Raw genomic sequence first — 24,744 nt, 5'->3', positions numbered from 1 at the left:
TCGTCTTCACAGTATAACCAGATTGCTTGGGGTTATATGGTCAAGTGAAGAAGCGCATACGGTGGATGCCTTGGCAGTCAGAGGCGATGAAAGACGTGGTAGCCTGCGATAAGCTTCGGGGAGTCGGCAAACAGACTTTGATCCGGAGATCTCTGAATGGGGGAACCCAGCCAGCATAAGCTGGTTATCTTGTACTGAATACATAGGTGCAAGAGGCGAACCAGGGGAACTGAAACATCTAAGTACCCTGAGGAAAAGAAATCAACCGAGATTCCCTTAGTAGTGGCGAGCGAACGGGGACTAGCCCTTAAGTGGCTTTGAGATTAGCGGAACGCTCTGGAAAGTGCGGCCATAGTGGGTGATAGCCCTGTACGCGAAAGTCTCTTAGTCATGAAATCGAGTAGGACGGAGCACGAGAAACTTTGTCTGAATATGGGGGGACCATCCTCCAAGGCTAAATACTACTGACTGACCGATAGTGAACTAGTACCGTGAGGGAAAGGCGAAAAGAACCCCGGAGAGGGGAGTGAAATAGATCCTGAAACCGTATGCGTACAAGCAGTGGGAGCAGACTTTGTTCTGTGACTGCGTACCTTTTGTATAATGGGTCAGCGACTTATATTCAGTGGCGAGCTTAACCGAATAGGGGAGGCGTAGCGAAAGCGAGTCTTAATAGGGCGTTTAGTCGCTGGGTATAGACCCGAAACCGGGCGATCTATCCATGGGCAGGTTGAAGGTTAGGTAACACTGACTGGAGGACCGAACCGACTACCGTTGAAAAGTTAGCGGATGACCTGTGGATCGGAGTGAAAGGCTAATCAAGCTCGGAGATAGCTGGTTCTCCTCGAAAGCTATTTAGGTAGCGCCTCATGTATCACTGTAGGGGGTAGAGCACTGTTTCGGCTAGGGGGTCATCCCGACTTACCAAACCGATGCAAACTCCGAATACCTACAAGTGCCGAGCATGGGAGACACACGGCGGGTGCTAACGTCCGTCGTGAAAAGGGAAACAACCCAGACCGTCAGCTAAGGTCCCAAAGTTATGGTTAAGTGGGAAACGATGTGGGAAGGCTTAGACAGCTAGGAGGTTGGCTTAGAAGCAGCCACCCTTTAAAGAAAGCGTAATAGCTCACTAGTCGAGTCGGCCTGCGCGGAAGATGTAACGGGGCTCAAACCATACACCGAAGCTACGGGTATCACGTAAGTGATGCGGTAGAGGAGCGTTCTGTAAGCCTGTGAAGGTGAGTTGAGAAGCTTGCTGGAGGTATCAGAAGTGCGAATGCTGACATGAGTAACGACAATGGGTGTGAAAAACACCCACGCCGAAAGACCAAGGTTTCCTGCGCAACGTTAATCGACGCAGGGTTAGTCGGTCCCTAAGGCGAGGCTGAAAAGCGTAGTCGATGGAAAACAGGTTAATATTCCTGTACTTCTGGTTATTGCGATGGAGGGACGGAGAAGGCTAGGCCAGCTTGGCGTTGGTTGTCCAAGTTTAAGGTGGTAGGCTGAAATCTTAGGTAAATCCGGGGTTTCAAGGCCGAGAGCTGATGACGAGTTACCTTTTAGGTGACGAAGTGGTTGATGCCATGCTTCCAAGAAAAGCTTCTAAGCTTCAGATAACCAGGAACCGTACCCCAAACCGACACAGGTGGTTGGGTAGAGAATACCAAGGCGCTTGAGAGAACTCGGGTGAAGGAACTAGGCAAAATGGCACCGTAACTTCGGGAGAAGGTGCGCCGGTGAGGGTGAAGGACTTGCTCCGTAAGCCCATGCCGGTCGAAGATACCAGGCCGCTGCGACTGTTTATTAAAAACACAGCACTCTGCAAACACGAAAGTGGACGTATAGGGTGTGACGCCTGCCCGGTGCCGGAAGGTTAATTGATGGGGTTAGCTAACGCGAAGCTCTTGATCGAAGCCCCGGTAAACGGCGGCCGTAACTATAACGGTCCTAAGGTAGCGAAATTCCTTGTCGGGTAAGTTCCGACCTGCACGAATGGCGTAACGATGGCGGCGCTGTCTCCACCCGAGACTCAGTGAAATTGAAATCGCTGTGAAGATGCAGTGTATCCGCGGCTAGACGGAAAGACCCCGTGAACCTTTACTATAGCTTTGCACTGGACTTTGAATTTGCTTGTGTAGGATAGGTGGGAGGCTTTGAAGTGGGGACGCCAGTTCTCATGGAGCCATCCTTGAAATACCACCCTGGCAACTTTGAGGTTCTAACTCAGGTCCGTTATCCGGATCGAGGACAGTGTATGGTGGGTAGTTTGACTGGGGCGGTCTCCTCCTAAAGAGTAACGGAGGAGTACGAAGGTGCGCTCAGACCGGTCGGAAATCGGTCGTAGAGTATAAAGGCAAAAGCGCGCTTGACTGCGAGACAGACACGTCGAGCAGGTACGAAAGTAGGTCTTAGTGATCCGGTGGTTCTGTATGGAAGGGCCATCGCTCAACGGATAAAAGGTACTCCGGGGATAACAGGCTGATACCGCCCAAGAGTTCATATCGACGGCGGTGTTTGGCACCTCGATGTCGGCTCATCACATCCTGGGGCTGAAGCCGGTCCCAAGGGTATGGCTGTTCGCCATTTAAAGTGGTACGCGAGCTGGGTTTAGAACGTCGTGAGACAGTTCGGTCCCTATCTGCCGTGGACGTTTGAGATTTGAGAGGGGCTGCTCCTAGTACGAGAGGACCGGAGTGGACGAACCTCTGGTGTTCCGGTTGTCACGCCAGTGGCATTGCCGGGTAGCTATGTTCGGAAAAGATAACCGCTGAAAGCATCTAAGCGGGAAACTTGCCTCAAGATGAGATCTCACTGGAACCTTGAGTTCCCTAAAGGGCCGTCGAAGACTACGACGTTGATAGGTCGGGTGTGTAAGCGCTGTGAGGCGTTGAGCTAACCGATACTAATTGCCCGTGAGGCTTGACCATATAACACCCAAGCAATCTGCGAACTCGAAAGAGACCAGATTGCGGTGTGTGAAGACGCAAGAACCGAAAGTTCGTATTGCTCACAAAGCACCCGCTATTACATACCCATTCGCTGAGGCGTTACTCCTGTAACGAATCGGCTACCGAATTTCTTGACGACCATAGAGCATTGGAACCACCTGATCCCATCCCGAACTCAGAAGTGAAACGATGCATCGCCGATGGTAGTGTGGGGTTTCCCCATGTGAGAGTAGGTCATCGTCAAGATTAAATTCCGAAACCCCAATTGCGAAAGCAATTGGGGTTTTGTTTTTGCGCGCGAGAAATATGTTTCTTGCCCCACACAATTTTGCACAGTTATTTCCGGGACGGATCTCTAGAATAGCCCCACGCCTTTTTAGAGCCAGAACCTGATATGTCAGATACGGTTGACGCCCCAGGGCTGTCAAAGCTGCCGCTACAAGACCTGGTGGCCTGCCACGAATGTGATTTGCTGATGCGCAAGCCTGAGCTGGCCCTCGGAGAAAAAGCCCAGTGTCCCCGCTGTGGCTATGAGCTCTACGCCCACCGTCACAACGTCGTCGACCGCAGCCTGGCCTTGGTGATTGCGGCGTTGCTGCTATATGTCCCGGCGAATTTCCTACCCATCATGCAGCTCGATCTGCTCGGCCAATTCTCGCAAGACACCGTATGGAGCGGTGTCGTCGGTTTGTTCAATACCGATATGCAGGGTGTGGCGGTGGTGGTGTTCCTCTGCAGCATGGGCATCCCATTGCTCAAGCTGATCTGCCAGTTATTGGTGCTCCTGAGTATCCGCCTGGATATCGGGCGTGGTTACGGGCTGTTGCTGTACCGCATTTATCACCACTTGCGCGACTGGGGCATGCTCGAGGTCTACCTGATGGGCGTATTGGTCGCCATCGTCAAGCTGGCGGACCTCGCAGCCCTCACCGTCGGCCTGGGCCTGGTGTGTTTTGTGGGATTGTTGCTGATCCAGGTGTGGTTGGAGGTGGTCATGTCACCTCATCAGATCTGGGATGCCCTGGCGGGAGAGGATGCACATGCGAGCCATTGATGCAGGCATCCTGATTTGTAATGAATGCCATGAGCTGAACCGGCAGGAGCCCGATACCGATCGGCAGACCTGCACCCGCTGCGGCGCCCAAGTACATGCTCGTCGCCCGAACAGCATCATGCGTACCTGGGCACTGCTGATTACCGCGGCGATCCTGTATATCCCCGCCAATATGCTGCCGATCATGACGGTCACCTCGTTAGGGCAAGGCGATCCCAGCACCATCATGTCGGGCGTGATCGTACTGGTGCAGCACGGCATGATCCCGATTGCCGCGGTGGTGTTCATCGCCAGTATCCTGGTGCCCACGTTCAAGCTGGTAGGCATCGCCCTGCTGCTGTTTTCGGTCCAGCGGCACCAGCCGTTGTCGGCACGCCAGCGCATCTTGATGTATCGCTTTATCGAGTTCATCGGGCGCTGGTCGATGCTGGATATCTTTGTGATCGCCATCCTGGTGGCGGTCGTGAACTTTGGCCGGCTGGCCAGCATCGAGGCCAACCTCGGTGCAGTGGCCTTTGCCAGTGTGGTGATCCTGACGATGCTCGCCGCAGTAACTTTTGATCCCCGACTGATTTGGGATAACACGGAGTCGGACGACGACAATGAGTGATTTGCCTAAAGCTAAAACCCGACCGGCCTCGAATTGGTCGGCCATCTGGGTCCTGCCCCTGATCGCGCTGCTGATCGGCGGATGGCTGGGCTGGCGTGCCTACAACCAGACCGGCATCGAGATCCAGGTGCGCTTCGAAAGCGGCGAGGGTATCCAGGCCAACAAGACCGAAGTGGTCTACAAAGGCATGTCGGTGGGCAAGGTCAAGGCTCTGGCGTTGGATGACGAAGGCAATACGCGGGGGGTGATCGCCACTGTCGAGATGAACAAGGACGTGCAGCAATACCTGAAGCACAACACGCGCTTCTGGCTGGTCAAGCCGAGTGTGACCCTGGCCGGGATCACGGGCCTGGAGACGCTGGTGTCGGGTAACTACATCGCGATCAGCCCGGGCGAGGGCGAGCCCGAGCGCAAGTTCAAGGCGCTGGCCGAAGAGCCGCCATTATCGGATGCCAAGCCGGGCCTGCACCTGACCATCAAGGCCGATCGCCTGGGGTCGCTGAACCGGGGCAGCCCGGTGTTCTACAAGCAGATCCAGGTGGGCCAGGTGAAAAGCTACCTGCTCTCCGAAGACCAGAACACGGTCGAGATCAAGGTCTTCATCGAGCCGACCTACGCCAATCTGGTGCGTAAACACACGCGTTTCTGGAATGCCAGCGGCGTCAGCATCGACGCCAATCTGTCGGGAGTGAAAGTCCGCAGCGAATCCCTGGCCAGCATCGTGGCGGGCGGCATTGCCTTTGCCACCCCGGAGAATCGCCGGGATAGCCCACCCACCGACCCGAGCCTGCCGTTCCGTCTCTACGAGGATTTCGATGCGGCGCAGGCGGGCATCCGGGTCAAGGTCAAGCTCAGCGATTTCGAAGGGCTCCAGGCAGGCCGCACGCCGGTCATGTACAAGGGGATCCAGGTCGGGAACCTGAAGGCGCTCAAGGTCGATCCGGATCTGTCCAGCGCCACGGCGGAGTTGACCCTGGACCCCCTGGCCGAGGACTACCTGGTACAAGGCACCCAGTTCTGGGTGGTCAAGCCATCGATTTCCCTGGCGGGCATCACCGGCCTGGAAGCCCTGGTCAAGGGCAACTACATTGCGGTGCGTCCCGGCGACAAGGGCGGTTCGCCACAGCGCGAGTTCGAGGCGCGGCCTAAGGCGCCGCCGCTGGACCTGCGCTCCCCCGGCCTGCACCTGGTGCTGTTCACGGAGAACCTCGGCTCGCTGGAAGTCGGCAGCCCGATTCTCTACAAGCAGGTGAAAGTCGGCTCGGTGCAAAGCTACCAGTTCTCGCGGACCCGCAAGCAACTGGTGATCGGCGTGCACATCGAGAAGGAATACGAAGGCCTGGTGAATGGTTCGACCCGCTTCTGGAACGCCAGCGGCGTGACCTTGACCGGCGGCCTGACCGGCGGCATCCAGGTCAAGAGCGAGTCGTTGCAGAGCCTGATGGCCGGCGGTATCGCTTTCGACACCCCGGAACCCAACGTGCCGCTGAAAAAACGCATTCCGCGTTTCCGCTTGTATACCGACAAGGAGGCGGCCACGCAGAAGGGCACCCTGATCAGCATCAAGGTCGATCGTGCCGACGGCTTGCGTTCGGGCACGCCCATTCGCTTCAAGGGCCTGGATGTGGGCAAGGTCGAGGACGTCGACCTGAGCAGCGATCTGCAATCGGTGCTGCTCAAGGCCCGGATCACCGAAGTACCGGAGCGTATCGCGCGGGTTGGCAGCCAGTTCTGGGTGGTCAAGCCGGAGCTCGGCTTGATCAAGACCGCCAACCTGGAAACCCTGGTGACCGGGCAGTACATCGAGGTGCAGCCGGCGGCGAAGAACCTTGGCGCGCAAACCAGCTTTGTCGCCCTGCCCCAGGCGCCGGAGGCGGCGATTGCCGAGGAGGGCTTGAGCCTGGTGCTGAGCGCGGCGCGGCGCGGTTCGCTGAAAGTCGGGGTGCCCGTGACCTACCGTGAAGTGACGGTGGGCAAGGTCACCGGCTACGAGCTGGGCCAGACGGCCGACCGGGTGTTGATCCATATCCTGATCGAGCCCAAATATGCGCCGCTGGTGCGTGGCGGCACGCGTTTCTGGAACAGCAGCGGGTTCGGGATCGACATCGGCCTGTTCAAGGGCGCGACGGTGCGCACCGAGTCGCTGGAGACCCTGGTGCAGGGCGGTATCGCCTTTGCCACGCCGGATGGCGAACGCATGGGCAATCCGGCGCGGCCGGAGCAGACGTTCCCCTTGTTCGACAAGTTCGAGGACGAGTGGCTGACCTGGGCGCCGAAAATCCCCTTGGCTAAATAACTGCCTGTCGGAGCGAGCTTGCTCGCGTTGGTGCCCTGGCAGATATACCGCTATCGCGGGCAAGCCTCGCTCCTACAGAAGAAAAAAGGCCGCGATCGGAAGATCGCGGCCTTTTCTGTTTCAGCGTGGAGCAATCAGGCTTCGTCCAGTTCCGCCTCGGCTTGCTGCTCGACGTTCAGGGTCGCCTTGACCTGATCGTGACGGCGGATGTACTTCCAGTCCGCCTCGTCGATGTAGATGCCGTTCGGGCCGCTGCCGCCTTCCAGGTCGATGGCGACCTGGGCCGACACCTGTGGCTTCACGCTGGCCAGGATCGGCACGAAGCCCAGTTGCAGGCTGGTCTCCAGCAGCGCTGCCTGGTTCTTCTCGTCGATGTCCGCGGCTTCGTCGAGGTAGTAGGGCAGGCGTACACGGCCGGCCAGGTCGCGATCCATCAAGTGCAGCAACAGGTACATGTTGGTCAGCGCCTTGATGGTCATGGTGGTGCCGTTGGACGCCGCGCCGTCGATGTCGGTGTGGATCACTGGCTGGCCATGGACCTTGGTGATCTCGAACGCCAGCTCGAACAGGTCCTTGAGGCCCAGTTGGTTGTGGTTGGCCGCCACCAGGCGGGCCAGGTACTCCTTGGCCTCTTCGTTCTTGTTGTCCTGCTCGGCGCTCTGGCTCAGGTCGAACACCGACAGGGTCTCGCCTTCCTCGTACTGGCCGGCGCTGTGGATGATCTGGTCGATGTGCTTGAGGGCTTCCTTGTTCGGCGCGAGGACGATCCGGAAGCTCTGCAGGTTGGATACCTGGCGCTTGTTGATCTCGCGGTTGAACAGCGCCAGCTGGTGCTCGAGGCTGTCGTAGTCGCTGCGGATGTTGCGCAGGGTCCGGGCGATGTCGGTGACGGCCGCGCGGCGTGCCTTGCCCAGGGTCAGGGCTTCGTCGGTGCGGTGCGCATAGGCGTTGATCAGCAGTTGCAGTCGGCGCTCCATGTCGTCTTCGCTGTCGAACTTGGCCACGCCCTTGAGGCGTACCTGGGCATACAGCGCTTCGATCTGGCCATCGACCCGCTGCAGGCCCTGCCAGCTGTCCTGATAGTCGTTGAGCAGCGGCAGCAGGTTGTCCATCGAGTCGTCCACCGGCTCCATGAACGGTGTGCCGAACGGCAGGTCCGCCGGCAACAGCTGACGACGGCGCAGGGCGTCGTCGAGGGTGCGTTGCTTGGCTTCCATGTCGCCGATCTGCCGGCCCACCAGTTGCAGCTTGGCCGACAGTTGCTGGACGCGCTCGGTGAACGCGTCGCTGGAGCGCTTGAGCTCGTCCTGCGCGGCTTCCATCTGCGCCAGCTGTTCCAGTTTCTCGCCTTCCTCGGCGCTCAGGGTCTGGGCGCGGCGGAAGTCTTCCAGGGCTTTCTGGGCATCCAGCACCTGCTGGTACAGCGCTTCGGTCTGAGTCTTGCTCGCGGCCCGGTCGGCGGCTACCGCCTGTTGGGTTTTCAGTTGCTTGAGTTCTTTTTCCAGGCGCTCTTTCTGGTCGCGCAGCGCCGCGCGATCGGCCAGGGCCTGCAAGGCCGGCGGCTCGATGTGCGAGATGTCGATGGACAGGCCCGGTACTTCGAAACGTTCACCCTTGAAGCCATCGAGAATCAGCTCCACGGATTTGACCCAGTCGCCGTTCTCGTCGAGGGCGATGCCGTGCTCGCCCAGCGGCAGGCTGAACAGCGCGCTGTTGAACAGGCGCATCAGGCGCTCGACGTCCTGCTGGGAGAACTCTTCGCGCAGCCGCGCATAGCTGTTGTTGTCGGCGTGATCGAGCTGTTGCTTGACCGACTTCAGGCGTTTTTCCAGGTCGCGCAGGCGTTCTTCCAGGTCTTCGGCGGAGAACTGCCGGGACTGGGCCAGGGCGCCGGCCAGTTCGTCGTGGGCATCCTTGGCCGCCAGCAGTTGCTGCTCCAGGACCTTGACGTCGTCCACCAGGGCGAAGCGGTGCTTGAGCACCGACAGCTCGCCGAGCCAGCGCTGGGTGCCGGTGATTTCCCGCTCCAGGCGCATCATTTCCTGGGTGCTGCTGCGCTGGTCGTTCTGCAGCGCGTCCTGTTCGTTGCGGTAGTGCTCGGCTTGGATGGTCAGCTCTTCCTTGCGCGCGCTGGCGTAGTCGGACCAGGTGCCGAGCAGCGAGTCGAGCAGCGGCGACAGGCGATGCAGCTTGCCGCGCAGGATGTCGCGCTGCTTCACGCCGTTGGCCAGGGCTTCCACCAGGGGGCCGGCGGCCACCAGGGAGTTGTAGTCCTGCTCCATGCGGCGCACGTCGCGGAAGGCTTCTTCGCACGCGGCAATGTAGTCGACGCTGCCGGAACGCAGGCTGTGCTCGAACGCGTCGAGGAACAGTTGCTTGAGCTTGGCGGCGGTGATTTCGCGCATGTGCAGCAGGTTGATGAACAGCGCGCGGAAGGTCTTCAGGCTCTGCTCGCTGGTGGAGCGCAGCGGAATCAGGGTCAGGTCCAGCGGAATCGAGGTGTGGCCACCGACCAGCAGGCGACGCAGTTCGTCCGGCTTGAGCTCATAGGCCTTCAGGCCCTGGCGCTCGAGGTTGGTGAACAGCTCTTTCTGCCGCAGGCAGGTGTCGTCCTTCTGGTAGTGCGCCAGGTCCAGTTGCCCGGCGTAGGCGAAGAACTGGTGGCCGAAGCCGCCACCCGGGCCGCGTCCGGCCACGCCGATCACGTGCGGGCCATGGGGCAGGGAAACCTCTACCAGGATGTAGCTGGTGTCGGAGGCGAAGTAGAAGCGCCGCGATTGTTCCAGACTGTACTTGCCGAAGCTCATGTCCGACATGCGCGCCAGGATCGGGAATTGCAGGGCGTTGATCGAGGCCGACTTGCCCAGGTTGTTCGCACCGTAGACCGACAGCGGCTCTTCCAGCGGGAACAGGCCCAGGCTGTAGCCGGCGGTATTCAAAAGGGCAAAGCGGCGGATGCCGTAGCGTTCCTTGCTCATGCGTCGAGCTCCTGTTCTTCGGCAATGGCGCGGGCCAGAGCGTCTTCTTCACTTTCCTGCGCGCCTTCGGCGAATTCGCTGAGGTCCAGCGGGTCGTCGGTCTGCAGCAGTTTTTCGTCGCTGTCTTCGTCGATCAGCACCGGGGTCGGCAACGGCAGCACGCTGTGCAGGCTGGCGGCCAGGTCACGGTCCTGCTGCACCGACAGGCACACGTCGAGGAAGCGGTGCATCGGTGGCAGGAAGCGGTAGATGCCTGGCTCCTCGCCGGCAAAACCCAGCTGGGTCATGCGGCGCATGATTTTTTCTTCCAGCTCGTCCTGGGTCTGTACTTCGGCCTGGATGAACAGGTCGCGGTATTTCTCCAGCAGGGACGGCAGTTCGTCGCGGCCGAGGCTGCCGCCGTCGAGCACCGAGATCGGGTCGCGGCCCTGGTCGGCCAGGTGCTCCACCAGGATGAAGGTGAACAGCGCCAGGCGCTGGGCGGTCTTGTTCACCTGGGCGGCGGCGTTTTCCGGCACGAAGTAATAGAAACCGCGGGTGTCGCAGACCAGCTCGAAGCCCAGGGCCTTGAACAGGGTGCGGTACTGGTCCTGGAAGTTCGACAGCTGGGCGTACAGCTCCGGATCGCGGCGGCTGATGTGATAACCCTTGAACAGCTCGCGAAAGATCGGCGCCAGTTGGGACAGTTCGGAAAGATCAAGATGCATGGGGAGTGCTCGCAGAATTCTCAGGCTGTTCGTCGCGGGCCGAGAGCAGGGCGAAGGAGCGCAGGCTGACCTGGTGCTCGTGGGTGTGGTAGTCGCGGCGTTCCAGACGCTCGCGCTTGAAGCGTTTTTCCCGCGACAGGCGGGAGAACCAGTACAGCAGCTCGTCGGTGGCGCCGTCCGGTTCCTGCTCCAGCAGCCAGCTCATCAGGTCCGGCATCGGCAGCGCGTCTTCGCAGCGGTCGAGCATTTCGCGGACCGTGCGCGGCGCCCGTGGCGCGTCGCCGCTCTTGTGGGTCTTGTGTGCCTTGGGAAAACGCGTCGGCTTCGGCTCGAAGCGGGCCAGGGCGTAGACATAGGCCTCGACCTGGCCGGAGCTGCCGAGGAAGGTGCTTTGCGGACGGGTGAACAGCGGCATGGCCGCCTGTGGCACGGCGTCGATGCCCTTGCGGCGGATGGCCGACAGGGCCAGGGCCGCGCCGCGGGTCACGGCGTTGTGGCGGCGGGCTTCTTCACGCAGCGGCAGCAGCAGTTCCCGGGCATGGCGCAGGGTCAGCTGGGCGCTGGTCTGCATTTCCAGGATCCGCGCGTGGGTGCGCAGCAGCATGTCGTCGTCCACCAGGTGGCCCAGGCGCTGCTGTTCGGTGAGCATGCGCAGCAGCACGTTCTCGACCTTGCGCACGCCTTGCTCGAAGGCGCCGTCGGCGTTCACCAGCTGGATCATCGGCTCGACGTATTCGTCCCAGGTCGCCAGGACCTCGGCATACCGCTGGCGCAGGGGAATCTGCCGGTCGCTGGTCTTGGCCCGCTCGGCGACGGCCACCAGGGCCTGTTCGTCGTTGGCGAGCTTCTTCAGTACATCGCGCACGCGCATGTCGAGCAGGCGCAGCTGGCGGGCCAGGTCATGGCCGTCGCGGATGTCGAAGGCGTCCTGGATGTACCCGGCCAGGCGTTCGAGGTGGCGCAGGTAGGCTTCGATTTCCAGGCACAGGCCCAGGCGGTGTTCGCGCCGCAGGTAGGCTAGGAAGTCGTGGATCTGTGCGTTGAGTTCGAAACGGTTCGGGCTTTTCGCCACCGGAACCAGGATATCCAGGCGAATCCACACGTCCAGCAGGTTGGTAATGTCCTGTGGCGTACTGTCGATTTGCTGGGTCGCCAGCTGTGTACGCAATTCGGCGAGGCTCAGGGTGCCTTGGTCGAAGTGCTCGCACAGCGGCTCCAGGAGTGCCCAGTGTTCGGCGAGGGCGCGCAACACGCGCTTGGGTTCGATCATCGGAATGGCCGGCTGGTTGGCAATGAAAAGCGGCGATTGTACTGCATCGTGAGGCCGACGATTCACCCCTCGGTCTTGTCGGGGCGCTGAGGGCGGATTTTGCGACGAATCAACTGCGGGCGATCTTCGTCGAAGGACGGTAGAATCCCCTCACTTCAGTTATCCACAAGTGGCCGACCTTTGCTTATCGAGTCCCGCCGTCGCGCTTATCTGTCCGCCATGCAAGTGGTCAGCTGGCTGCCGCGCACCGAACTGCCCTTTGCGGCGCCGTCCCGCCCCGAATTGCTGGTGATTGCCGAGCCTGTGGTCGAGGCCCCGGTGGCCGCGGCCCCCGTGGCCAAGACGGTGGCGGAGCCGGCGGCCCGGCCTGCCGAACGGCCGAAAATCGAAGTGCCGCGTCCGGGCAGTGCTGCCGTTCGTCCGGTGAGCAAGCCGACGATCGAGGCCGAGGAAGCCCCGGCGCCGGTCAAGGCCCCGGTGGTGCCGCCCCCGCGTTTCGCCCTGCAATTGCTGCGCGCCGGTGCCTGCCTGCTGCTGGTGGAGTTACCCACAGGCGAAGCCTTCCAGCGTCGCGACCCGGCCTATCTGCTGCTCAAGGACATGCTGCGCGCCGCCGGCCTGCCGGACAGCCCGCAGATTGTCGGCGAGCCGGTGCGCTGGCCGCTGCTGACCCGCGGCAACCTCGACCAGGGGCCGGAAGCGGCGCGCGACTTCGTCCAGGCCTTCGTCGGCGCGCGGGTCGAGGAAGAGCCTTGTGTCTGCCTGTGGCTGGTTGGCCTGCCGGCGGTACGTTTTGCCGGCGAGGCCGACGCGCAAGCCTATAACCGCGAACTCCAGGTCGAAGGCCTGGGATCGGCCTGGGCCTTGCCCGGGCTGGAACTATTAATGGAAGAGCCACAGCGTAAGGCTGATGTCTGGCAAGCCATGCGTCGGCTGATGGCGCGTTGGAAAAGTAGCAATGAGTGATGCTTTATCGTTCCGCCTGGCCACCGAGGCGGATCTGGACGCCATCCTGAAAATCGAATACGCGGCGTTCAGCCATCCCTGGACCCGCGGGATTTTCACCGACGCCCTGAAATCCTATGAAGTCTGGTTGATGTTCGAAGGCAGCCAGCAGGTCGGCCACGGGGTGATCCAGGTGATCATCGACGAGGCGCATCTGCTCAATATCACCGTCAAGCCGCAAAGCCAGGGCCGTGGCCTGGGCCTGCGCCTGCTGGAAGAGCTGATGAAGCGCGCCTATCAGAAAGGCGCGCGCGAATGCTTCCTTGAAGTGCGCTCGAGCAACCAGACGGCTTATCGCCTGTACGAACGTTATGGTTTCAATGAAGTCGGTCGCCGCCGTGACTACTACCCGGCGATAGGCGGGCGCGAAGACGCGCTGGTCATGGCCTGCACCCTGGTCGATTGACAGAGTAGGAGCGAGGCTTGCCCGCGATAGCGGTGTGCCTGACCACACCGTCATCGCGGGCAAGCCTCGCTCCTACAGAAGCCAACGTCAGTAGCCAGGCGACAGAAGCTAACGCCAGTAGCCAGGCGACGGATCTCAGCGCTTGCGGTCCAGCGGGTCGCGCCGGGCCAGTTCGGCCTCGTCCAGGCCATCGCCGCCGCCGATGGCGTTCTCGTCGACGATGCTCAAATCCCAATCGGCCGGCTCGTCATCGCCGGCTTCACGGGGGGAACGCGCGCCGTCTTCGCGGATCAGATTTTCCGGGCTCAGTTCATCGTCGTCGGGCTCATCCTCGGCGTTGCCGCTCAGGCCCGCGCCGTGGGGCCGCCTGGCGGGAGCAGGATGATGCACGGAGCCAGGGTCACCGACCCGGGCGCCGGGTTCGTCTTCATCGAAATCCAGCTCCTCCATGGAGCCCATGCGGTCTTCGTTATCGTCGATGGGCTCGGGCTGAGGCGCACCATAGGGACGTCGTGATTCGGTCATGGCGATTGCTCGTGTCTTGGGCTTAAAGGGTGGACCCATGGGGCCCTTCAAGATTCCAGGAGGATGGACAAGCGGTATCTGCTTCGACAGGCGTGACCCCGATCGGTGGTCGTCTGTCACAACAACGCATCAATCCTGAGGCTGCACAGCATGAACGAACTACAAGACCTGATTGATAACAACGAGCGTTGGGCGGAAGCGATCAAGCAGGAAGATCCTGATTTCTTCTCCAAGCTGGCGCGCCAGCAAACGCCGGAATACCTGTGGATCGGCTGTTCGGACGCCCGGGTGCCGGCCAACGAGATCGTCGGCATGCTCCCCGGCGACTTGTTCGTACACCGCAACGTGGCCAACGTGGTGCTGCACACCGACCTCAATTGCCTGTCGGTGATCCAGTACGCGGTGGACGTGCTCAAGGTCAAACACATCCTGGTCACCGGCCACTATGGCTGTGGCGGTGTGCGCGCCTCGATGCAGGACCGCCAGCTGGGCCTGATCGACGGCTGGCTGCGCTCGATTCGCGACCTGTACTACGAGCATCGCGACACGCTGGCGCAACTGGCGACCGAAGAAGAGCGGGTCGACCGTCTCTGCGAGTTGAACGTGATTCAGCAAGTGGCCAACGTCGGCCATACCAGCATCGTGCAAAACGCCTGGCATCGTGGGCAGAGCCTGTCGATCCACGGTTGCATCTACGGCATCAAGGACGGTCGCTGGAAGAGCCTGAACGCGACCATCAGCGGCTTCGAGCAGTTGCCGCCGCAGTACCGCCTGCGTCCGGTCGGAGCGCCTTGACGCCCTGAACCCCGATCACCTACCCGCCGCGCCGGCAGGAAGCTATATCTCCTGCCGACGCGGGCTGGCGGGTGAGTGGTCAGATATGCGGCGTCTCGGTGCTCATCGAGGGGGCCGGCGCTTTCAGCTGTTTCAGCTGGGTCTTGACCGGCGCGGTGGCGCATTGCGCCTGGGCCTGCTCCGGCGTCAGCTTGCGGACCGAGGTGTAGAACAGCACGCAGGTCTGTTCTTTCTGGGTCACCTGCCAGGTCTGGGTGCAGCTTTTCAGCTGCGCTGCCGGGTCGCTGCCCGGCTTGCTGCCCATCCCGGCCTGCCAGCAGGCGGCGCTCAAATCCTGCCCCATCACTTTCAACCCCGCCGCGTCGGCCTTGGCCTGGTCGCCGTCATAATTCTCCGGATCCGCCGCGTACCAGATATAGCTTGGATGGTTGGAGCCCAGTACCGGCACCTTCACCCCACTGCTCGGGCTGATCTGCGCCAGGCCCAGTACGTTCACGGTGACGCCGTACTGCTGCTTGAGCCAGTTACGCACCGGCGCGCCGAACGCGACCATGGGCAAGGTCGCGCCGCTGGCGTTCTGGCTGACCTCTTTGACCATGGTGGTCTGGTAGCTGTTGAAGTAGCCGTAGACGCCTTCCAGGTCCTTGCCGGCGCTGGCGGGCGCGGCGATCGGGGCAATGTCGATGATGGTCTGGTAACCCGGGGTCTGCTCGGCCGCAATGCCGTTGGCCGTGAGCAGGGTGGCCCAGCGGTCGGTGGTGGCCGATTCCAGGTAGTCCTGGGCCTGGGTCAGCGAATAGTCCGGCGGGAAATGCAGCAGTTCGACGCTCTTGCGGTTCTCCAGGGCCATGCCCAGGGGCAGGAACAGGTACCAGTTGTAGGCCCATTTGCCGTCGGCGTTGAGTTTGCTGGCGCCCTGGTAGGCCAGGTCGCCGGCGTCGAGCAGGGCCTGCAACGGTTTGTCGTAACCCTGGGGAACGCCGCTGATGCTGGCGTACAGCTCGTTGTTGTCGGTCTTCACTTCGACCTTGGCCGCGCCGTAGCCATCGCGTTGCACGCTCTGGGTCAGGTAATGCGCCACGGTCTGCTCCAGCGTCCAGTTGCGAAAGCAGATCACGTTGCAGTTGTTGGGGTAGGCGAAGAGCTGGGTGACGCGCTGGGTGCTGCCCAGCTTCAGGTCGACGTCGGCCTGGGCCGTGGCGCAGAGGCTCAGGGCGGCGAGGGCGATAGGTAGGGAAAGTCCTGCGGGTTTCAACATGCTTGGCTCCTTGTCAGCGTTGGCCTCGTCTAGGCGAGGTAGGTTCCATACTGGAACAGTAGCGGGTGGCAAGGATACGGGCGGGATAAATCTTTTTTTTGCGCCGACGGCGGCCGGTTGCGCGGCCGCCGTCGCGGGCTCAGGCCGGGAAGTGCAGGGCGTTGCTCAGGTCGCCCATGGGCGCCTGCCCCCGGGCGATCATCGCCTCGTCGCGCTGCTCGAGGCCGTCGAGCTGTTCGAGCTGGAACACCCGGGTGATCAGCCGCAGGATCGACGCGGTGTCGTAGACGGTGTGGTCCACCGTGCCCTTGCGCGCGAACGGCGACACCACCAGCGCCGGGATGCGGGTTCCCGGCCCCCTGCGATCGCCCTGGGGCGGGGCGACGTGGTCCCACCAGCCGCCGTTTTCGTCGACCGTGACGATCACCACCATGTGCTGCCACTGCGGGCTTTCACGCAGCACCTTGAGGGTGCGCGCGATATGCCGGTCGCCCGCCGCCACGTCGGCGTAGCCGGCGTGCATGTTGAGGTTGCCCTGGGGCTTGTAGAAGGCCACCGGCGGCAACTTGCCCGCCTCGGCATCGGCGAGGAAGCGGTTGCTGCTCGATTCGTCGCCCAGGCCGCCATCGCGCAGGTGGCGATTGCGCTCGTTCGGATGCTCGGGGCCGAACTGCACGAAGTAGTTGAACGGCTGGTGGTGGTACTGGAAGTTGGGGATCTTCGGGATCCCCGCCGAATCCTTGTAGGCATCCAGCGTGACCTGCCAGGCGCCGGCGTACCAGGCCCAGTCGATGTCCTTGCGCGACAGCTTGTCGCCGATGGTGTCGTGGCGTTGCGGCACCAGCACGTTGGGCAGGTCGGCCTTGGCGTAGGCCGGACGCTCCGGGTCGCGGATCCAGGTCGGCCAGTAGGGCGGGGCCATGGTGTTGACCGCGTAGCCGTCGGGGGTCAGCAGGCTCGGCCCGAATTGCGGCGGCCCGCTCATGGCGCTGGCCGGGGACTGCTCCAGCGGCTTGAGGCGGGTATCGAGCGGGTCGTCGCTCTGCAGGCTGGCGATCTGCGGCCTGGCCACCGAGTTGGCCGCGTCTGGATAGAACGGCGCGCTGGCGCTGATCAGGTACTGGTGGTTGAGAAACGAGCCGCCGAAGGTGCCCTGGAAGAAGTTGTCGCACAGCACGAATTCCCGGGCCACGTCCCACAGGCGCAGCGAGTAGCGGCTTTGCGCGTAGTAGCCCATGGGCAGGCCGCCGGAGTCGGCCCAGGCGACGAAACCGTCGTTCTTGCCGCCGTTGATCTGCATCTGGTTCTGATAGAACACATGCCACAAGTCGCGGGTGACCAGGCCCAGGGGCAGGTCCTCGCCGCTGGGTCCCTTGAGGGCGAAGGGCGCGTTGGGCAGCTGTTCCTGGTACTGGGTGCCGACCGGATAGGTCACTCCGTCCAGCATCTGGGGGCCGACCTGGGCGACGCCGCCCCAGACTGGCGGCAGGCCCGGCAGCAGGCTGCCATCGCGGTCGCGTTGCTGATAGTCGGCCGGCTTGAGGGCCGAAAGCGGTTTTTCCAGGCCCGGGAAACCGGCGAACAGGTTGTTGAAGCTGCGGTTCTCGGCGTAGATCACCACCACGTTCTTCACGTTGTCGCGCAGCGCCCGGTCCATTTCGGCGGGGGCCAGCGGGCGTTCCGCCGGCTGGCCCGGCACCGTCTCGGAACGGCTGCAGGCACTGAGCGTCGCGCCCACGCCCAGCACCGCCACACCGCCGAGAAAACGCCGGCGGCTGGTGTCGGCGGGCTGTTCGGGTTGCGCTGGGTCTTGCGGGGTTTCGTCGCTCATGCCGGGTCCCTGTCTGTCTTTCGGTCAATTCGTAACAAAGTATTTCGGCTGCAAGGTAGCAGCCGTATATGACGGAAATACTACAGGGAAGGCTCTGGGACGGGCCTTAGACGCTGGTAGGGGGAGACTGAAAAGCGCGTAGGACTGCTTCTGTAGGAGCGAGGCTTGCCCGCGATGACGGACTGGCGGGCAAGCCCCGGCCTGGCGGCCGACCACGAGCCAGCCCACTCCTACAGAGGGAACTGGCTCGCGAAAGATCAGGGGGCCACAGGCGGCAGGTAGCTCAGTGTGGTGCCCAGTGCCCACAGCAACACCAGCACCAGCACCAGCGGCGCATGGACCAGCAACTGGACGAAGGAGAAGCCGATCAGGTCCCGCGCCTTGAGCCCCAGCACCCCCAGCAGCGGCAGCATGTAGAAGGGGTTGATCAGGTTCGGCAGCGCCTCGGCGGCGTTGTAGATCTGCACCGCCCAGCCCAGGTGGTATTGCAGGTCGTTGGCTACCTGCATCACGTAGGGCGCCTCGATGATCCATTTGCCGCCGCCCGACGGAATGAAGAAGCCGAGCACCGCCGAGTAGACGCCCATCAGCAGCGCATAGGTGTCGTGGGAGGCGATGGAGGTGAAAAAGGTCGAGATGTGATGGGCCAGGGTCTGGCCGTCGACGCCCTTGACCACCGTCAGCAGCGCGGCGATGGAGCCGTACAGCGGGAACTGGATCAGCACCCCGGTGGTGGTCGGCACTGCGCGGGCCACCGCATCGAGGAAGCTGCGCGGGCGCCAGTGCAGCAAGGCGCCGGCCATCAGGAACAGGAAGTTGTAGGTGTTGAGCCCGGAAATTGCGGTGATCGCCGGCTTGGTGGCGAACTCGTGGTAGAGCCAGCCGGCTGCCAGCAAGGCCAGGAGGAGGGTCAGCAGCGGGCTGTATTCCAGCCATTCGCCGGGGCGGGTGCGTGGCTGCGGCGCAGGCATGCTGAAGCTTGGGTCGATACCGCACGCCTTGGCGTCACGCGCCGAGTTCGGGCCCGGCGCGGTGGCGTAGGCGATGACCAGCGACACCACGATCAGGGCCAGCAGCAACACGCCCGACTGCCAGAGAAAGATGGTCTGGGTGAATGGAATCACCCCGGTGATCGCCAGGATCGACGGTGGCAGGCTGGCCGGGTTGGCCTGCAACTGCGCGGCGGACGACGACAGGCCCAGGGCCCAGACCGCGCCCAGGCCCAGGTAGGCCGCGGCGCCGGCGGCGCGGTAGTCCATGCGCAGCTCGGTGCGCCGGGCCAGGGCCCGTACCAGCAGCCCGCCGAACACCAGCGACAGGCCCCAGTTGAGCAACGAGGCGAGCATGGAAATCAGCGCCACCCAGGCCACCGCGGAACGGCCGTTGTTCGGGATGCGCGCCAGTTTGTCGATCAGCTTCACCGCGGGCGGCGAACTGGCGACCACATAACCGCCGATGACCACGAACGCCATCTGCATGGTGAAGGGGATCAGGCTCCAGAAACCGTCGCCGAAGGCCATGGCGGCATCGGTGGGCTTGGCGCCCATGGCCATGGTCGCCAGGGCCACGATGATCACCGCCAGCGCGGCGAATACCCAGGAGTCGGGGAACCAGCGCTCGGCCCAGTTCGAACAGCGCAGGGCAAAGCGGGCGGAACGGCTGTCTTGGATGTCTGTGGACACGTCGGTACCTCAAGTCTTTTTTATGGTTGTCAGGAGGTCGGTCGCTTCAGGTCGCGCGGCCGAAACCATGCAAGAATGCGACAAACGGACACCACTGCAAAGGACTGAAGCACATGCCATTTCCCCATGAAGAACGTCAGGCGCTGCTCAAGCTCAAGGGCGTCGGCGAAACCGTGATCGCCCGCCTCGAACAATTGGGCATCGATTCCCTCGCCGAACTGGCCCGGGCCGACGCCCTGGAAATCGTCACCCGGGCCTCGGCCCTGGTCGGCTCCAGCTGCTGGAAAAACAGCCCCCAGGCGCGGGCGGCGATCCAGGCCGCGATTGCCCTGGCCAAGGGCGCCTGAGGCGGTGAGCCGGGAAAAGCCGTTTGCCTATCAGGCCGTCTACCGCTACCTGGTGGAGTGGCTGGACGGGGCCAGCGCGGCCGAGCAGCGCCTGCCCTCATTGCGCGCCCTGGCCCTGCGTCTGAAGGTCTCGGTCTCCACCACCAAATACGCGTATGGGTTGCTGGAAGACGAAGGGCGGATCTACGCCCGGCCCAAGCAGGGCTACTTCAGCCGCCCGGTGCCGGCGACAGGACTGGCCACGGATACAGACCTGGCGGAGCGGGTCTATGCCTACGCCCGCCAGCCCGGAATGCTGGCGCTGTGCAGCGACGCCCCGGCGATGTTGCTGTCCCTGGACCAGCCCCTGTTGACGCTCGAGCGCGAGCTGGTGCGCCAGTACCCGCGCTCCCAGGCGCCGCTGTACCAGCCGTTTGGCGAAGCCGAATTGCGCACGGCGCTGGCCGAGCGCTACACCCGCTCGACCACGGATTACTGGCAGGCCGACCAGGTGTTTCTCGGGCCGGATCTGCGCGCGGCGCTGGCAGTGTCGCTGGAGGCCCTGGCATTGAACGGCAGCGTCGCCCTGGTGGAGTCGCCCTGTTCCTGGGCGATCCTGCGGCAATTGCAGGCGGCGCAGATCCGGGTGATCGAGTTGCCGCTGGACGCCGCGGGGCGCTTCGATCGACAGCGGCTGCAGGAGCTGTTGCAACAAGAACCCGTGCGCCTGGCGCTGCTGTCCTCGACGCTGAACGCGCCCCACGGCAGCCTGACGCCCGCGGCGGACAAACAGCAGCTGTGCCGCTGGCTGGGGGAGCGCGGTATCTGGCTGTTGGAAAACGACAGTTATGGCGAGTTCTGTTTCAGCCCGGCGCCGGCGCGTTATCGCGATTACGCCGATCCCGAGCGGCTGCTGGTGTTTTCCACCTTCGACAAGCTCATCGGTTCCGAGGCGCCCTTCGGCTACGTGCTGTGCCGTGGCCAGGGCGCGCGCTTGCAGCGGCGTTTTCTCGAGCGCGGGTTCCGCTTGTCGCCGAGCCGCCAGAAGTCCGTGGCCAAGCTGCTGGGCAGCGGCCGTGTCGATCAGCACCTGGCTCAAGTGCGCGGCATGCTGCGCGAGCGCATGGGGCAGATGCAGGGACTGCTGGCCGAACACGCCGCCGCACAGTTGCGTGTGCTCCCCCCGGCCGGGGGCGCGACCCTGTGGGCCGAGGCCACGCGGCCAGTCGACATGGCCCGGGTCCATGAGCAACTGCTGGGCCAGGGCATCGTCATCGCACCGGGGCAGATGTTCAGCCAGCAAGGGCTCTGGCGGCATCACCTGCGGCTGAGTTTCACCCTCGACTGGCGCCAGGACATCGCGGGTGCGGTGCAGCGTCTGGCCCGGACTATCGATCAGACGCCGTAGCAGTGTCGCGCTTCGGGAAAGCGGCCGTCGCGCACCTCGGCGGCGAACTGCTCGCAGGCCTGGCTGATCAGCGCCCCGACATCGGCGTACTGCTTGACGAAGCGCGGCACCTGGGGCCCGCCCAGGCCCAGCAGGTCCTCGGTCACCAGCACCTGGCCGTCGCAGGCGGGGGAGGCGCCGATGCCGATGGTCGGCATCGGGGAGCTATCGCTGAGGCGCCGCGCGAGGTTTTCCGCCACCCCTTCCAGCAGCAGGCTGAACGCCCCGGCTTCAAGGTGGGCGCGGGCGTCGGCCTCGATGGCCCGGGCCGTGGCGTCGTTCAGGCCCTGGGCCTTGAAGCCGCCCATGACGTTCACGTACTGGGGCATCAGGCCGATATGCGCCATCACCGGAATCCCGCGCTGCACCAGGAACTCCACGGTCGGCGCCAGGGCCTGCCCGCCCTCGAGCTTGAGGGCATCGCAGCCGGTGCGCGCCAGGACCTCGGCGCAGTTGCGGTAGGCCTGTTGCGGCGACTCCTGGTAGCTGCCGAACGGCATGTCGGCGATCACACAGGCCAGCCGAGTGCTGGCGACCACGGCGCGCGTGTGGCCGATGATTTCTTCCAGGCTCATGTCCAGGGTGGAGGTGCGGCCGTAGCCGACCATGGCCGTGGAATCGCCGATCAGCACGAAGTCGACGAACGGGTCCATCAGTCGCGCCATGTGGCTGGTGTAGGCGGTCAGGGAGACGATCTTCTGCTGGCCTTTCATGGCCACCAGTTGCGGCACGGTCAGGCGTTTGCTGCGGGTATGGATGCTCATGGCGGCTTTCCTGTCTCGGGTGGGAAAGTCGCCGATTATTGGTGTCCGCGGCGGCGATTCAATGCACAGGATCGCGCTAAAAAACGACCCAGGAGGGCGTTGCGGTTGTCCCTCGCGGCGTTTGCGTAGACCATGGGCGCCTTGAATTCTGCCCAATACCGAGTGGCCTTATGTCCCTGATCCCCGACGCGCGGCCGGCGCCGTTTTCCCGGTCCGACTACAAGACCCTGGGCCTGGCGGCGCTGGGCGGCGCCCTGGAAATCTACGATTTCATCATCTTCGTGTTTTTCGCCCTGACCCTCAGCCAGCTGTTCTTTCCACCGGAAATGCCCGAGTGGCTGCGGCTGCTGCAGAGCTTCGGGATCTTCGTCACCGGCTACCTGGCGCGGCCGCTGGGCGGCATCTTCATGGCCCACTTCGCCGACCGCCTGGGGCGCAAGAGGGTGTTCAGCCTGAGCATCCTGATGATGGCCTTGCCGTGCCTGCTGATCGGCATCATGCCGACCTACGCGCAGATCGGTTATTTCGCGCCGCTGTTGCTGCTGGTGCTGCGGGTGCTGCAAGGCGCGGCGGTGGGCGGCGAAGTGCCGAGCGCCTGGGTGTTCGTCGCCGAGCATGCGCCGGTCGGCCATCGCGGTTATGCCCTGGGTTTCCTGCAGGCCGGGCTGACCTTCGGCTACCTGATCGGCGCGCTGACCGCGACCCTGCTGGCACGCCTGTTCACCCCCGAGGAAATCCTCGCCTACGCCTGGCGCTATCCCTTCCTGCTCGGTGGCGCGTTCGGCGTGATCGGTGTCTGGCTGCGCCGCTGGCTCAGCGAAACCCCGGTGTTCATGGCGATGCAGGAGCAACGCGAAAGCCTCGTCGAGCTGCCGTTGCGCACCGTGCTGCGCGAGCATCGCCTGGCGTTGCTGCCGGCGGCGATTCTGACCTGCGTGCTGACCTCGGCGGTGGTGGTGTTCGTGGTCATCACCCCGACCATGATGCAGAAGACCTTCGGCATGAGCGCCAGCCATACCTTCGCCCTGAGCAGCCTGGGCATCGTGTTCCTGAACATCGGTTGCGTGCTGGCCGGGCTGATCGTCGATCGCCTCGGTGCCTGGCGCACGGTGATGCTCTACAGCCTGCTGCTGCCGCTGGGCATCGGCCTGCTTTACGCCTGCCTGATCGGCGGCGGCGAGTGGGTCGGCCTGGCCTATGCCATCGCCGGCCTGTGCTGCGGCGTGGTGGGGGCGGTGCCGTCGGTGATGGTCGGCCTGTTCCCGGCGCGGATCCGCGTCTCCGGCATTTCCTTTACCTACAACATCGCCTACGCGCTGTGGGCGAGTATCACGCCGTTGCTGTTGATCGGCCTGATGCCCTGGAGCCCCTGGATCTGTGTGATCTTCTGCGCGGTGATGGGCGCGGTGGGCGTGCTCGGCGCCGGTTATTTCGGCACGCGCATGCCCAGGCTGGCCCAGGGGGCCGTGCCCGGGGTGTGCACGGGCTCCTGAGGCCTCGTCACCGGGCGCGCGAAAATTTTTCAACCACGAAATCCTCGCTGGGCGCGCGGCCTAGAGCCTTCGCCGTCAGAACGGCGTGGTTCGGGGCTTTCGCCGCCGCAGGTTGTGCTTAGCCAAGTGCCGTTAACCCGCTAATCTCTCGAAAAAAAGCGCGCGGTCCACGCGCCAGTTTTCGGGAGCTGCCTTGATCCGGTCCGTCCTGTGTTCCCTGCGCGATTTCTCGCGGTTGCCGCTGTTGTTGCAGGCGGCGTGGTTGTCATTGGCCCTCGGCCTGTTCTTTCTCGTGCTGTATCTGTGGGTCTTCAACCTGGTCGACTACGGGCTGGATGGCGCCAGTGTCGAATCCCTCACCGGCAAGGTGCTGTATGTCGATCGCGGCGGGGTACTGGTGGAGGACGCGGACAGCGGCGAGTACACCCGGCTCAAGGCGATTCGCGGCATCAGCTACCTGAACGCCGACGCCGACCGCTTGCTGGGGCACACCGTCACCTTCACCCACCTGCGCGATGCGTTGCTGACGTGCACCCTCGATGACCAGCCGCTGTGCAACGCCCAGTGCGCCAGCGCCATGGAGTGCCTGGACAGCCGCCGCGAGCGTGAGTCGCCGTCGGGCATGCTGGGCATGGCCTTCGGCAGCAGCCTGGTGTGCTTCGGCCTGCACTGGGCGCGGCGGCGCAGGGCCGTGCCGCGCGCCGGGATTTTTTGAATTGCCGCCTGGCGCCGATGCCCCTAGGCTGTGCGGCATTCGTTCCAGGCCAGGAGCCATGCCATGCAGGTAGTGCCGATACTCGAAACCTGCGCACAGGTACAGGCGCGCGTTCGCGAGTTGCGCAACCAGCCGGATGTGCGCAAGTACATGTACACCTCCCACGAGATTTCCGAGGCCGAGCACCGCGCCTGGCTCGACTCGCTGGTGGGCAACCCGCGCCAGTCGGTATTCGTGGTGCTGCAAGACGGCGTCGCCAGTGGCGTGGTGTCGCTGAACGCGATCAATGCCCTGCACAAGAGCGCCGACTGGGCCTTCTATCTGGACAGCGGCCTGCAGGGCAAGGGCCTGGGCAGCCAATTGGAATTCTGGCTGCTCGACCATGCCTTCGGCGCAGCGGGCCTGGCGAAGCTCAACTGCGAGGTGCTGGCGCTGAACCAGGCGGTGATTCGCCTGCACCAGAAATTCGGTTTTGTCCTTGAGGGGGTGCGCCGGCAGAACGTCGAGAAGGACGGCCAGCGCATCGACGTGATGCTGCTCGGTATCACCCGTGAGGAGTGGGCCGCCCGTCGCCCGGACATGCTCGCGGTGATGGCGCGGCTGGGGCGCTGAGGGCCCGCCGCGGATAACT

19 protein-coding genes and 2 rRNA genes are annotated in these 24,744 nt (G+C 63.2%); 13 read left to right on the top strand and 8 right to left on the bottom strand.

Annotated features, from left to right (window positions below):
• The first annotated feature begins 38 nt into the window (after positions 1-38).
• The 5 genes from TO66_RS26620 to TO66_RS26600 all read left to right on the top strand — a co-directional run bounded on the left by TO66_RS26620 (position 39) and on the right by TO66_RS26600 (position 6,911).
• Positions 39-2,930, top strand: a 23S ribosomal RNA gene (locus TO66_RS26620).
• Positions 2,931-3,081: 151 nt separating this feature from the next.
• A 5S ribosomal RNA gene (gene rrf, locus TO66_RS26615) occupies positions 3,082-3,197 on the top strand.
• Between the two features lie 148 nt (positions 3,198-3,345).
• Positions 3,346-4,005 carry a paraquat-inducible protein A gene (locus TO66_RS26610; RefSeq protein ID WP_044465075.1) on the top strand — a complete coding sequence of 220 codons (660 nt, stop codon included), beginning with the start codon at positions 3,346-3,348 and terminating at the stop codon, positions 4,003-4,005.
• Entirely contained in the window at positions 3,992-4,615 is a 624-nt protein-coding gene (locus TO66_RS26605; RefSeq protein WP_044465074.1) for a paraquat-inducible protein A, read from the top strand. The genes TO66_RS26610 and TO66_RS26605 overlap by 14 nt, the downstream gene beginning before the upstream one ends.
• Positions 4,608-6,911: a PqiB family protein gene (locus TO66_RS26600; protein ID WP_044465073.1), complete on the top strand. Its 2,304-nt coding sequence runs from the start codon at positions 4,608-4,610 to the stop codon at positions 6,909-6,911. Before TO66_RS26605 ends, TO66_RS26600 begins: the two co-directional genes overlap by 8 nt.
• Before the next feature lie 134 nt (positions 6,912-7,045).
• Here TO66_RS26600 and mksF read toward each other — a convergent pair whose 3' ends face one another.
• From mksF to mksB, 3 genes are read right to left on the bottom strand one after another with little or no spacing between them, the layout of a single operon-like run.
• Complete coding sequence (mksF, locus tag TO66_RS26595) at positions 7,046-9,889, bottom strand: Mks condensin complex protein MksF (protein WP_044465072.1); 2,844 nt, start codon at positions 9,887-9,889, stop codon at positions 7,046-7,048.
• Complete coding sequence (mksE, locus tag TO66_RS26590; protein WP_044465071.1) at positions 9,886-10,596, bottom strand: Mks condensin complex protein MksE; 711 nt, start codon at positions 10,594-10,596, stop codon at positions 9,886-9,888. Before mksE ends, mksF begins: the two co-directional genes overlap by 4 nt.
• The gene (mksB, locus tag TO66_RS26585; protein WP_044466168.1) at positions 10,586-11,866 is read right to left on the bottom strand and encodes an Mks condensin complex protein MksB; all 1,281 of its coding nucleotides are present in this window, start codon (positions 11,864-11,866) and stop codon (positions 10,586-10,588) included. Before mksB ends, mksE begins: the two co-directional genes overlap by 11 nt.
• 180 nt (positions 11,867-12,046) lie before the next feature.
• Between mksB and TO66_RS26580 the strand changes: the two genes are divergently transcribed.
• Positions 12,047-12,832 (top strand): energy transducer TonB, encoded by a 786-nt coding sequence (locus tag TO66_RS26580; protein ID WP_082061147.1) that lies wholly within the window; start codon positions 12,047-12,049, stop codon positions 12,830-12,832.
• Complete coding sequence (rimI, locus tag TO66_RS26575; protein ID WP_044465069.1) at positions 12,825-13,277, top strand: ribosomal protein S18-alanine N-acetyltransferase; 453 nt, start codon at positions 12,825-12,827, stop codon at positions 13,275-13,277. The genes TO66_RS26580 and rimI overlap by 8 nt, the downstream gene beginning before the upstream one ends.
• 135 nt (positions 13,278-13,412) lie before the next feature.
• On the opposite strand, the gene TO66_RS26570 is transcribed toward rimI, so the two are convergent.
• Entirely contained in the window at positions 13,413-13,802 is a 390-nt protein-coding gene (locus TO66_RS26570) for a hypothetical protein (RefSeq protein ID WP_044465068.1), read from the bottom strand.
• A 150-nt stretch (positions 13,803-13,952) separates the two neighbouring features.
• Between TO66_RS26570 and can the strand changes: the two genes are divergently transcribed.
• The gene (gene can / locus TO66_RS26565) at positions 13,953-14,597 is read left to right on the top strand and encodes a carbonate dehydratase (RefSeq protein ID WP_044465067.1); all 645 of its coding nucleotides are present in this window, start codon (positions 13,953-13,955) and stop codon (positions 14,595-14,597) included.
• A 79-nt stretch (positions 14,598-14,676) separates the two neighbouring features.
• Here can and TO66_RS26560 read toward each other — a convergent pair whose 3' ends face one another.
• The 3 genes from TO66_RS26560 to TO66_RS26550 all read right to left on the bottom strand — a co-directional run bounded on the left by TO66_RS26560 (position 14,677) and on the right by TO66_RS26550 (position 19,368).
• Positions 14,677-15,855, bottom strand: a complete 1,179-nt coding sequence (locus TO66_RS26560; protein WP_044465066.1) for a hypothetical protein — start codon at positions 15,853-15,855, stop codon at positions 14,677-14,679.
• A gap of 139 nt (positions 15,856-15,994) precedes the next feature.
• Positions 15,995-17,686: an acid phosphatase gene (locus tag TO66_RS26555; RefSeq protein ID WP_044465065.1), complete on the bottom strand. Its 1,692-nt coding sequence runs from the start codon at positions 17,684-17,686 to the stop codon at positions 15,995-15,997.
• Between the two features lie 257 nt (positions 17,687-17,943).
• Complete coding sequence (locus TO66_RS26550) at positions 17,944-19,368, bottom strand: short-chain fatty acid transporter (RefSeq protein ID WP_044465064.1); 1,425 nt, start codon at positions 19,366-19,368, stop codon at positions 17,944-17,946.
• Positions 19,369-19,481: 113 nt separating this feature from the next.
• Here TO66_RS26550 and TO66_RS26545 point away from each other — a divergent pair, with 113 nt between their 5' ends.
• Positions 19,482-19,715, top strand: a complete 234-nt coding sequence (locus tag TO66_RS26545; protein WP_044465063.1) for a Pathogenicity locus — start codon at positions 19,482-19,484, stop codon at positions 19,713-19,715.
• A gap of 4 nt (positions 19,716-19,719) precedes the next feature.
• Positions 19,720-21,102 (top strand): PLP-dependent aminotransferase family protein, encoded by a 1,383-nt coding sequence (locus TO66_RS26540; protein WP_044465062.1) that lies wholly within the window; start codon positions 19,720-19,722, stop codon positions 21,100-21,102.
• Here the strand turns inward: TO66_RS26540 and panB are convergent.
• Positions 21,090-21,905: a 3-methyl-2-oxobutanoate hydroxymethyltransferase gene (gene panB, locus TO66_RS26535; RefSeq protein ID WP_044465061.1), complete on the bottom strand. Its 816-nt coding sequence runs from the start codon at positions 21,903-21,905 to the stop codon at positions 21,090-21,092. The two genes, TO66_RS26540 and panB, sit on opposite strands and share 13 nt — an antisense overlap.
• Before the next feature lie 170 nt (positions 21,906-22,075).
• Between panB and TO66_RS26530 the strand changes: the two genes are divergently transcribed.
• The 3 genes from TO66_RS26530 (at position 22,076) to pseH (ending at position 24,725) form a co-directional block, all read left to right on the top strand.
• A complete protein-coding gene (locus TO66_RS26530; protein ID WP_044465060.1) occupies positions 22,076-23,398 on the top strand; it encodes an MFS transporter in 1,323 nt (440 codons plus the stop codon).
• Between the two features lie 193 nt (positions 23,399-23,591).
• The gene (locus TO66_RS26525; protein ID WP_230013375.1) at positions 23,592-24,113 is read left to right on the top strand and encodes a hypothetical protein; all 522 of its coding nucleotides are present in this window, start codon (positions 23,592-23,594) and stop codon (positions 24,111-24,113) included.
• Between the two features lie 63 nt (positions 24,114-24,176).
• Positions 24,177-24,725 (top strand): UDP-4-amino-4,6-dideoxy-N-acetyl-beta-L-altrosamine N-acetyltransferase, encoded by a 549-nt coding sequence (pseH, locus tag TO66_RS26520; RefSeq protein WP_044465059.1) that lies wholly within the window; start codon positions 24,177-24,179, stop codon positions 24,723-24,725.
• Positions 24,726-24,744 lie beyond the last annotated feature (19 nt).

Origin of the sequence: Pseudomonas sp. MRSN 12121 (genome assembly GCF_000931465.1) — a bacterium.
GTDB lineage: Bacteria > Pseudomonadota > Gammaproteobacteria > Pseudomonadales > Pseudomonadaceae > Aquipseudomonas.
Note: the sequence above shows the minus strand (reverse complement) of the source record. Positions and strands in the feature narration are given on the sequence as shown.

Excerpts from the sequence above, each read along its gene's own strand:
- panB (WP_044465061.1), bottom strand. The coding sequence starts at position 21,905 with ATGAGCATCCATACCCGCAGCAAACGCCTGACCGTGCCGCAACTGGTG.
- TO66_RS26530 (WP_044465060.1), top strand. The coding sequence starts at position 22,076 with ATGTCCCTGATCCCCGACGCGCGGCCGGCGCCGTTTTCCCGGTCCGAC.
- mksF (WP_044465072.1), bottom strand. The coding sequence starts at position 9,889 with ATGAGCAAGGAACGCTACGGCATCCGCCGCTTTGCCCTTTTGAATACC.
- mksE (WP_044465071.1), bottom strand. The coding sequence starts at position 10,596 with ATGCATCTTGATCTTTCCGAACTGTCCCAACTGGCGCCGATCTTTCGC.
- pseH (WP_044465059.1), top strand. The coding sequence starts at position 24,177 with ATGCAGGTAGTGCCGATACTCGAAACCTGCGCACAGGTACAGGCGCGC.
- TO66_RS26605 (WP_044465074.1), top strand. The coding sequence starts at position 3,992 with ATGCGAGCCATTGATGCAGGCATCCTGATTTGTAATGAATGCCATGAG.
- TO66_RS26570 (WP_044465068.1), bottom strand. The coding sequence starts at position 13,802 with ATGACCGAATCACGACGTCCCTATGGTGCGCCTCAGCCCGAGCCCATC.
- TO66_RS26545 (WP_044465063.1), top strand. The coding sequence starts at position 19,482 with ATGCCATTTCCCCATGAAGAACGTCAGGCGCTGCTCAAGCTCAAGGGC.
- can (WP_044465067.1), top strand. The coding sequence starts at position 13,953 with ATGAACGAACTACAAGACCTGATTGATAACAACGAGCGTTGGGCGGAA.
- TO66_RS26600 (WP_044465073.1), top strand. The coding sequence starts at position 4,608 with ATGAGTGATTTGCCTAAAGCTAAAACCCGACCGGCCTCGAATTGGTCG.
- rimI (WP_044465069.1), top strand. The coding sequence starts at position 12,825 with ATGAGTGATGCTTTATCGTTCCGCCTGGCCACCGAGGCGGATCTGGAC.
- mksB (WP_044466168.1), bottom strand. The coding sequence starts at position 11,866 with ATGATCGAACCCAAGCGCGTGTTGCGCGCCCTCGCCGAACACTGGGCA.
- TO66_RS26555 (WP_044465065.1), bottom strand. The coding sequence starts at position 17,686 with ATGAGCGACGAAACCCCGCAAGACCCAGCGCAACCCGAACAGCCCGCC.
- TO66_RS26560 (WP_044465066.1), bottom strand. The coding sequence starts at position 15,855 with ATGTTGAAACCCGCAGGACTTTCCCTACCTATCGCCCTCGCCGCCCTG.
- TO66_RS26610 (WP_044465075.1), top strand. The coding sequence starts at position 3,346 with ATGTCAGATACGGTTGACGCCCCAGGGCTGTCAAAGCTGCCGCTACAA.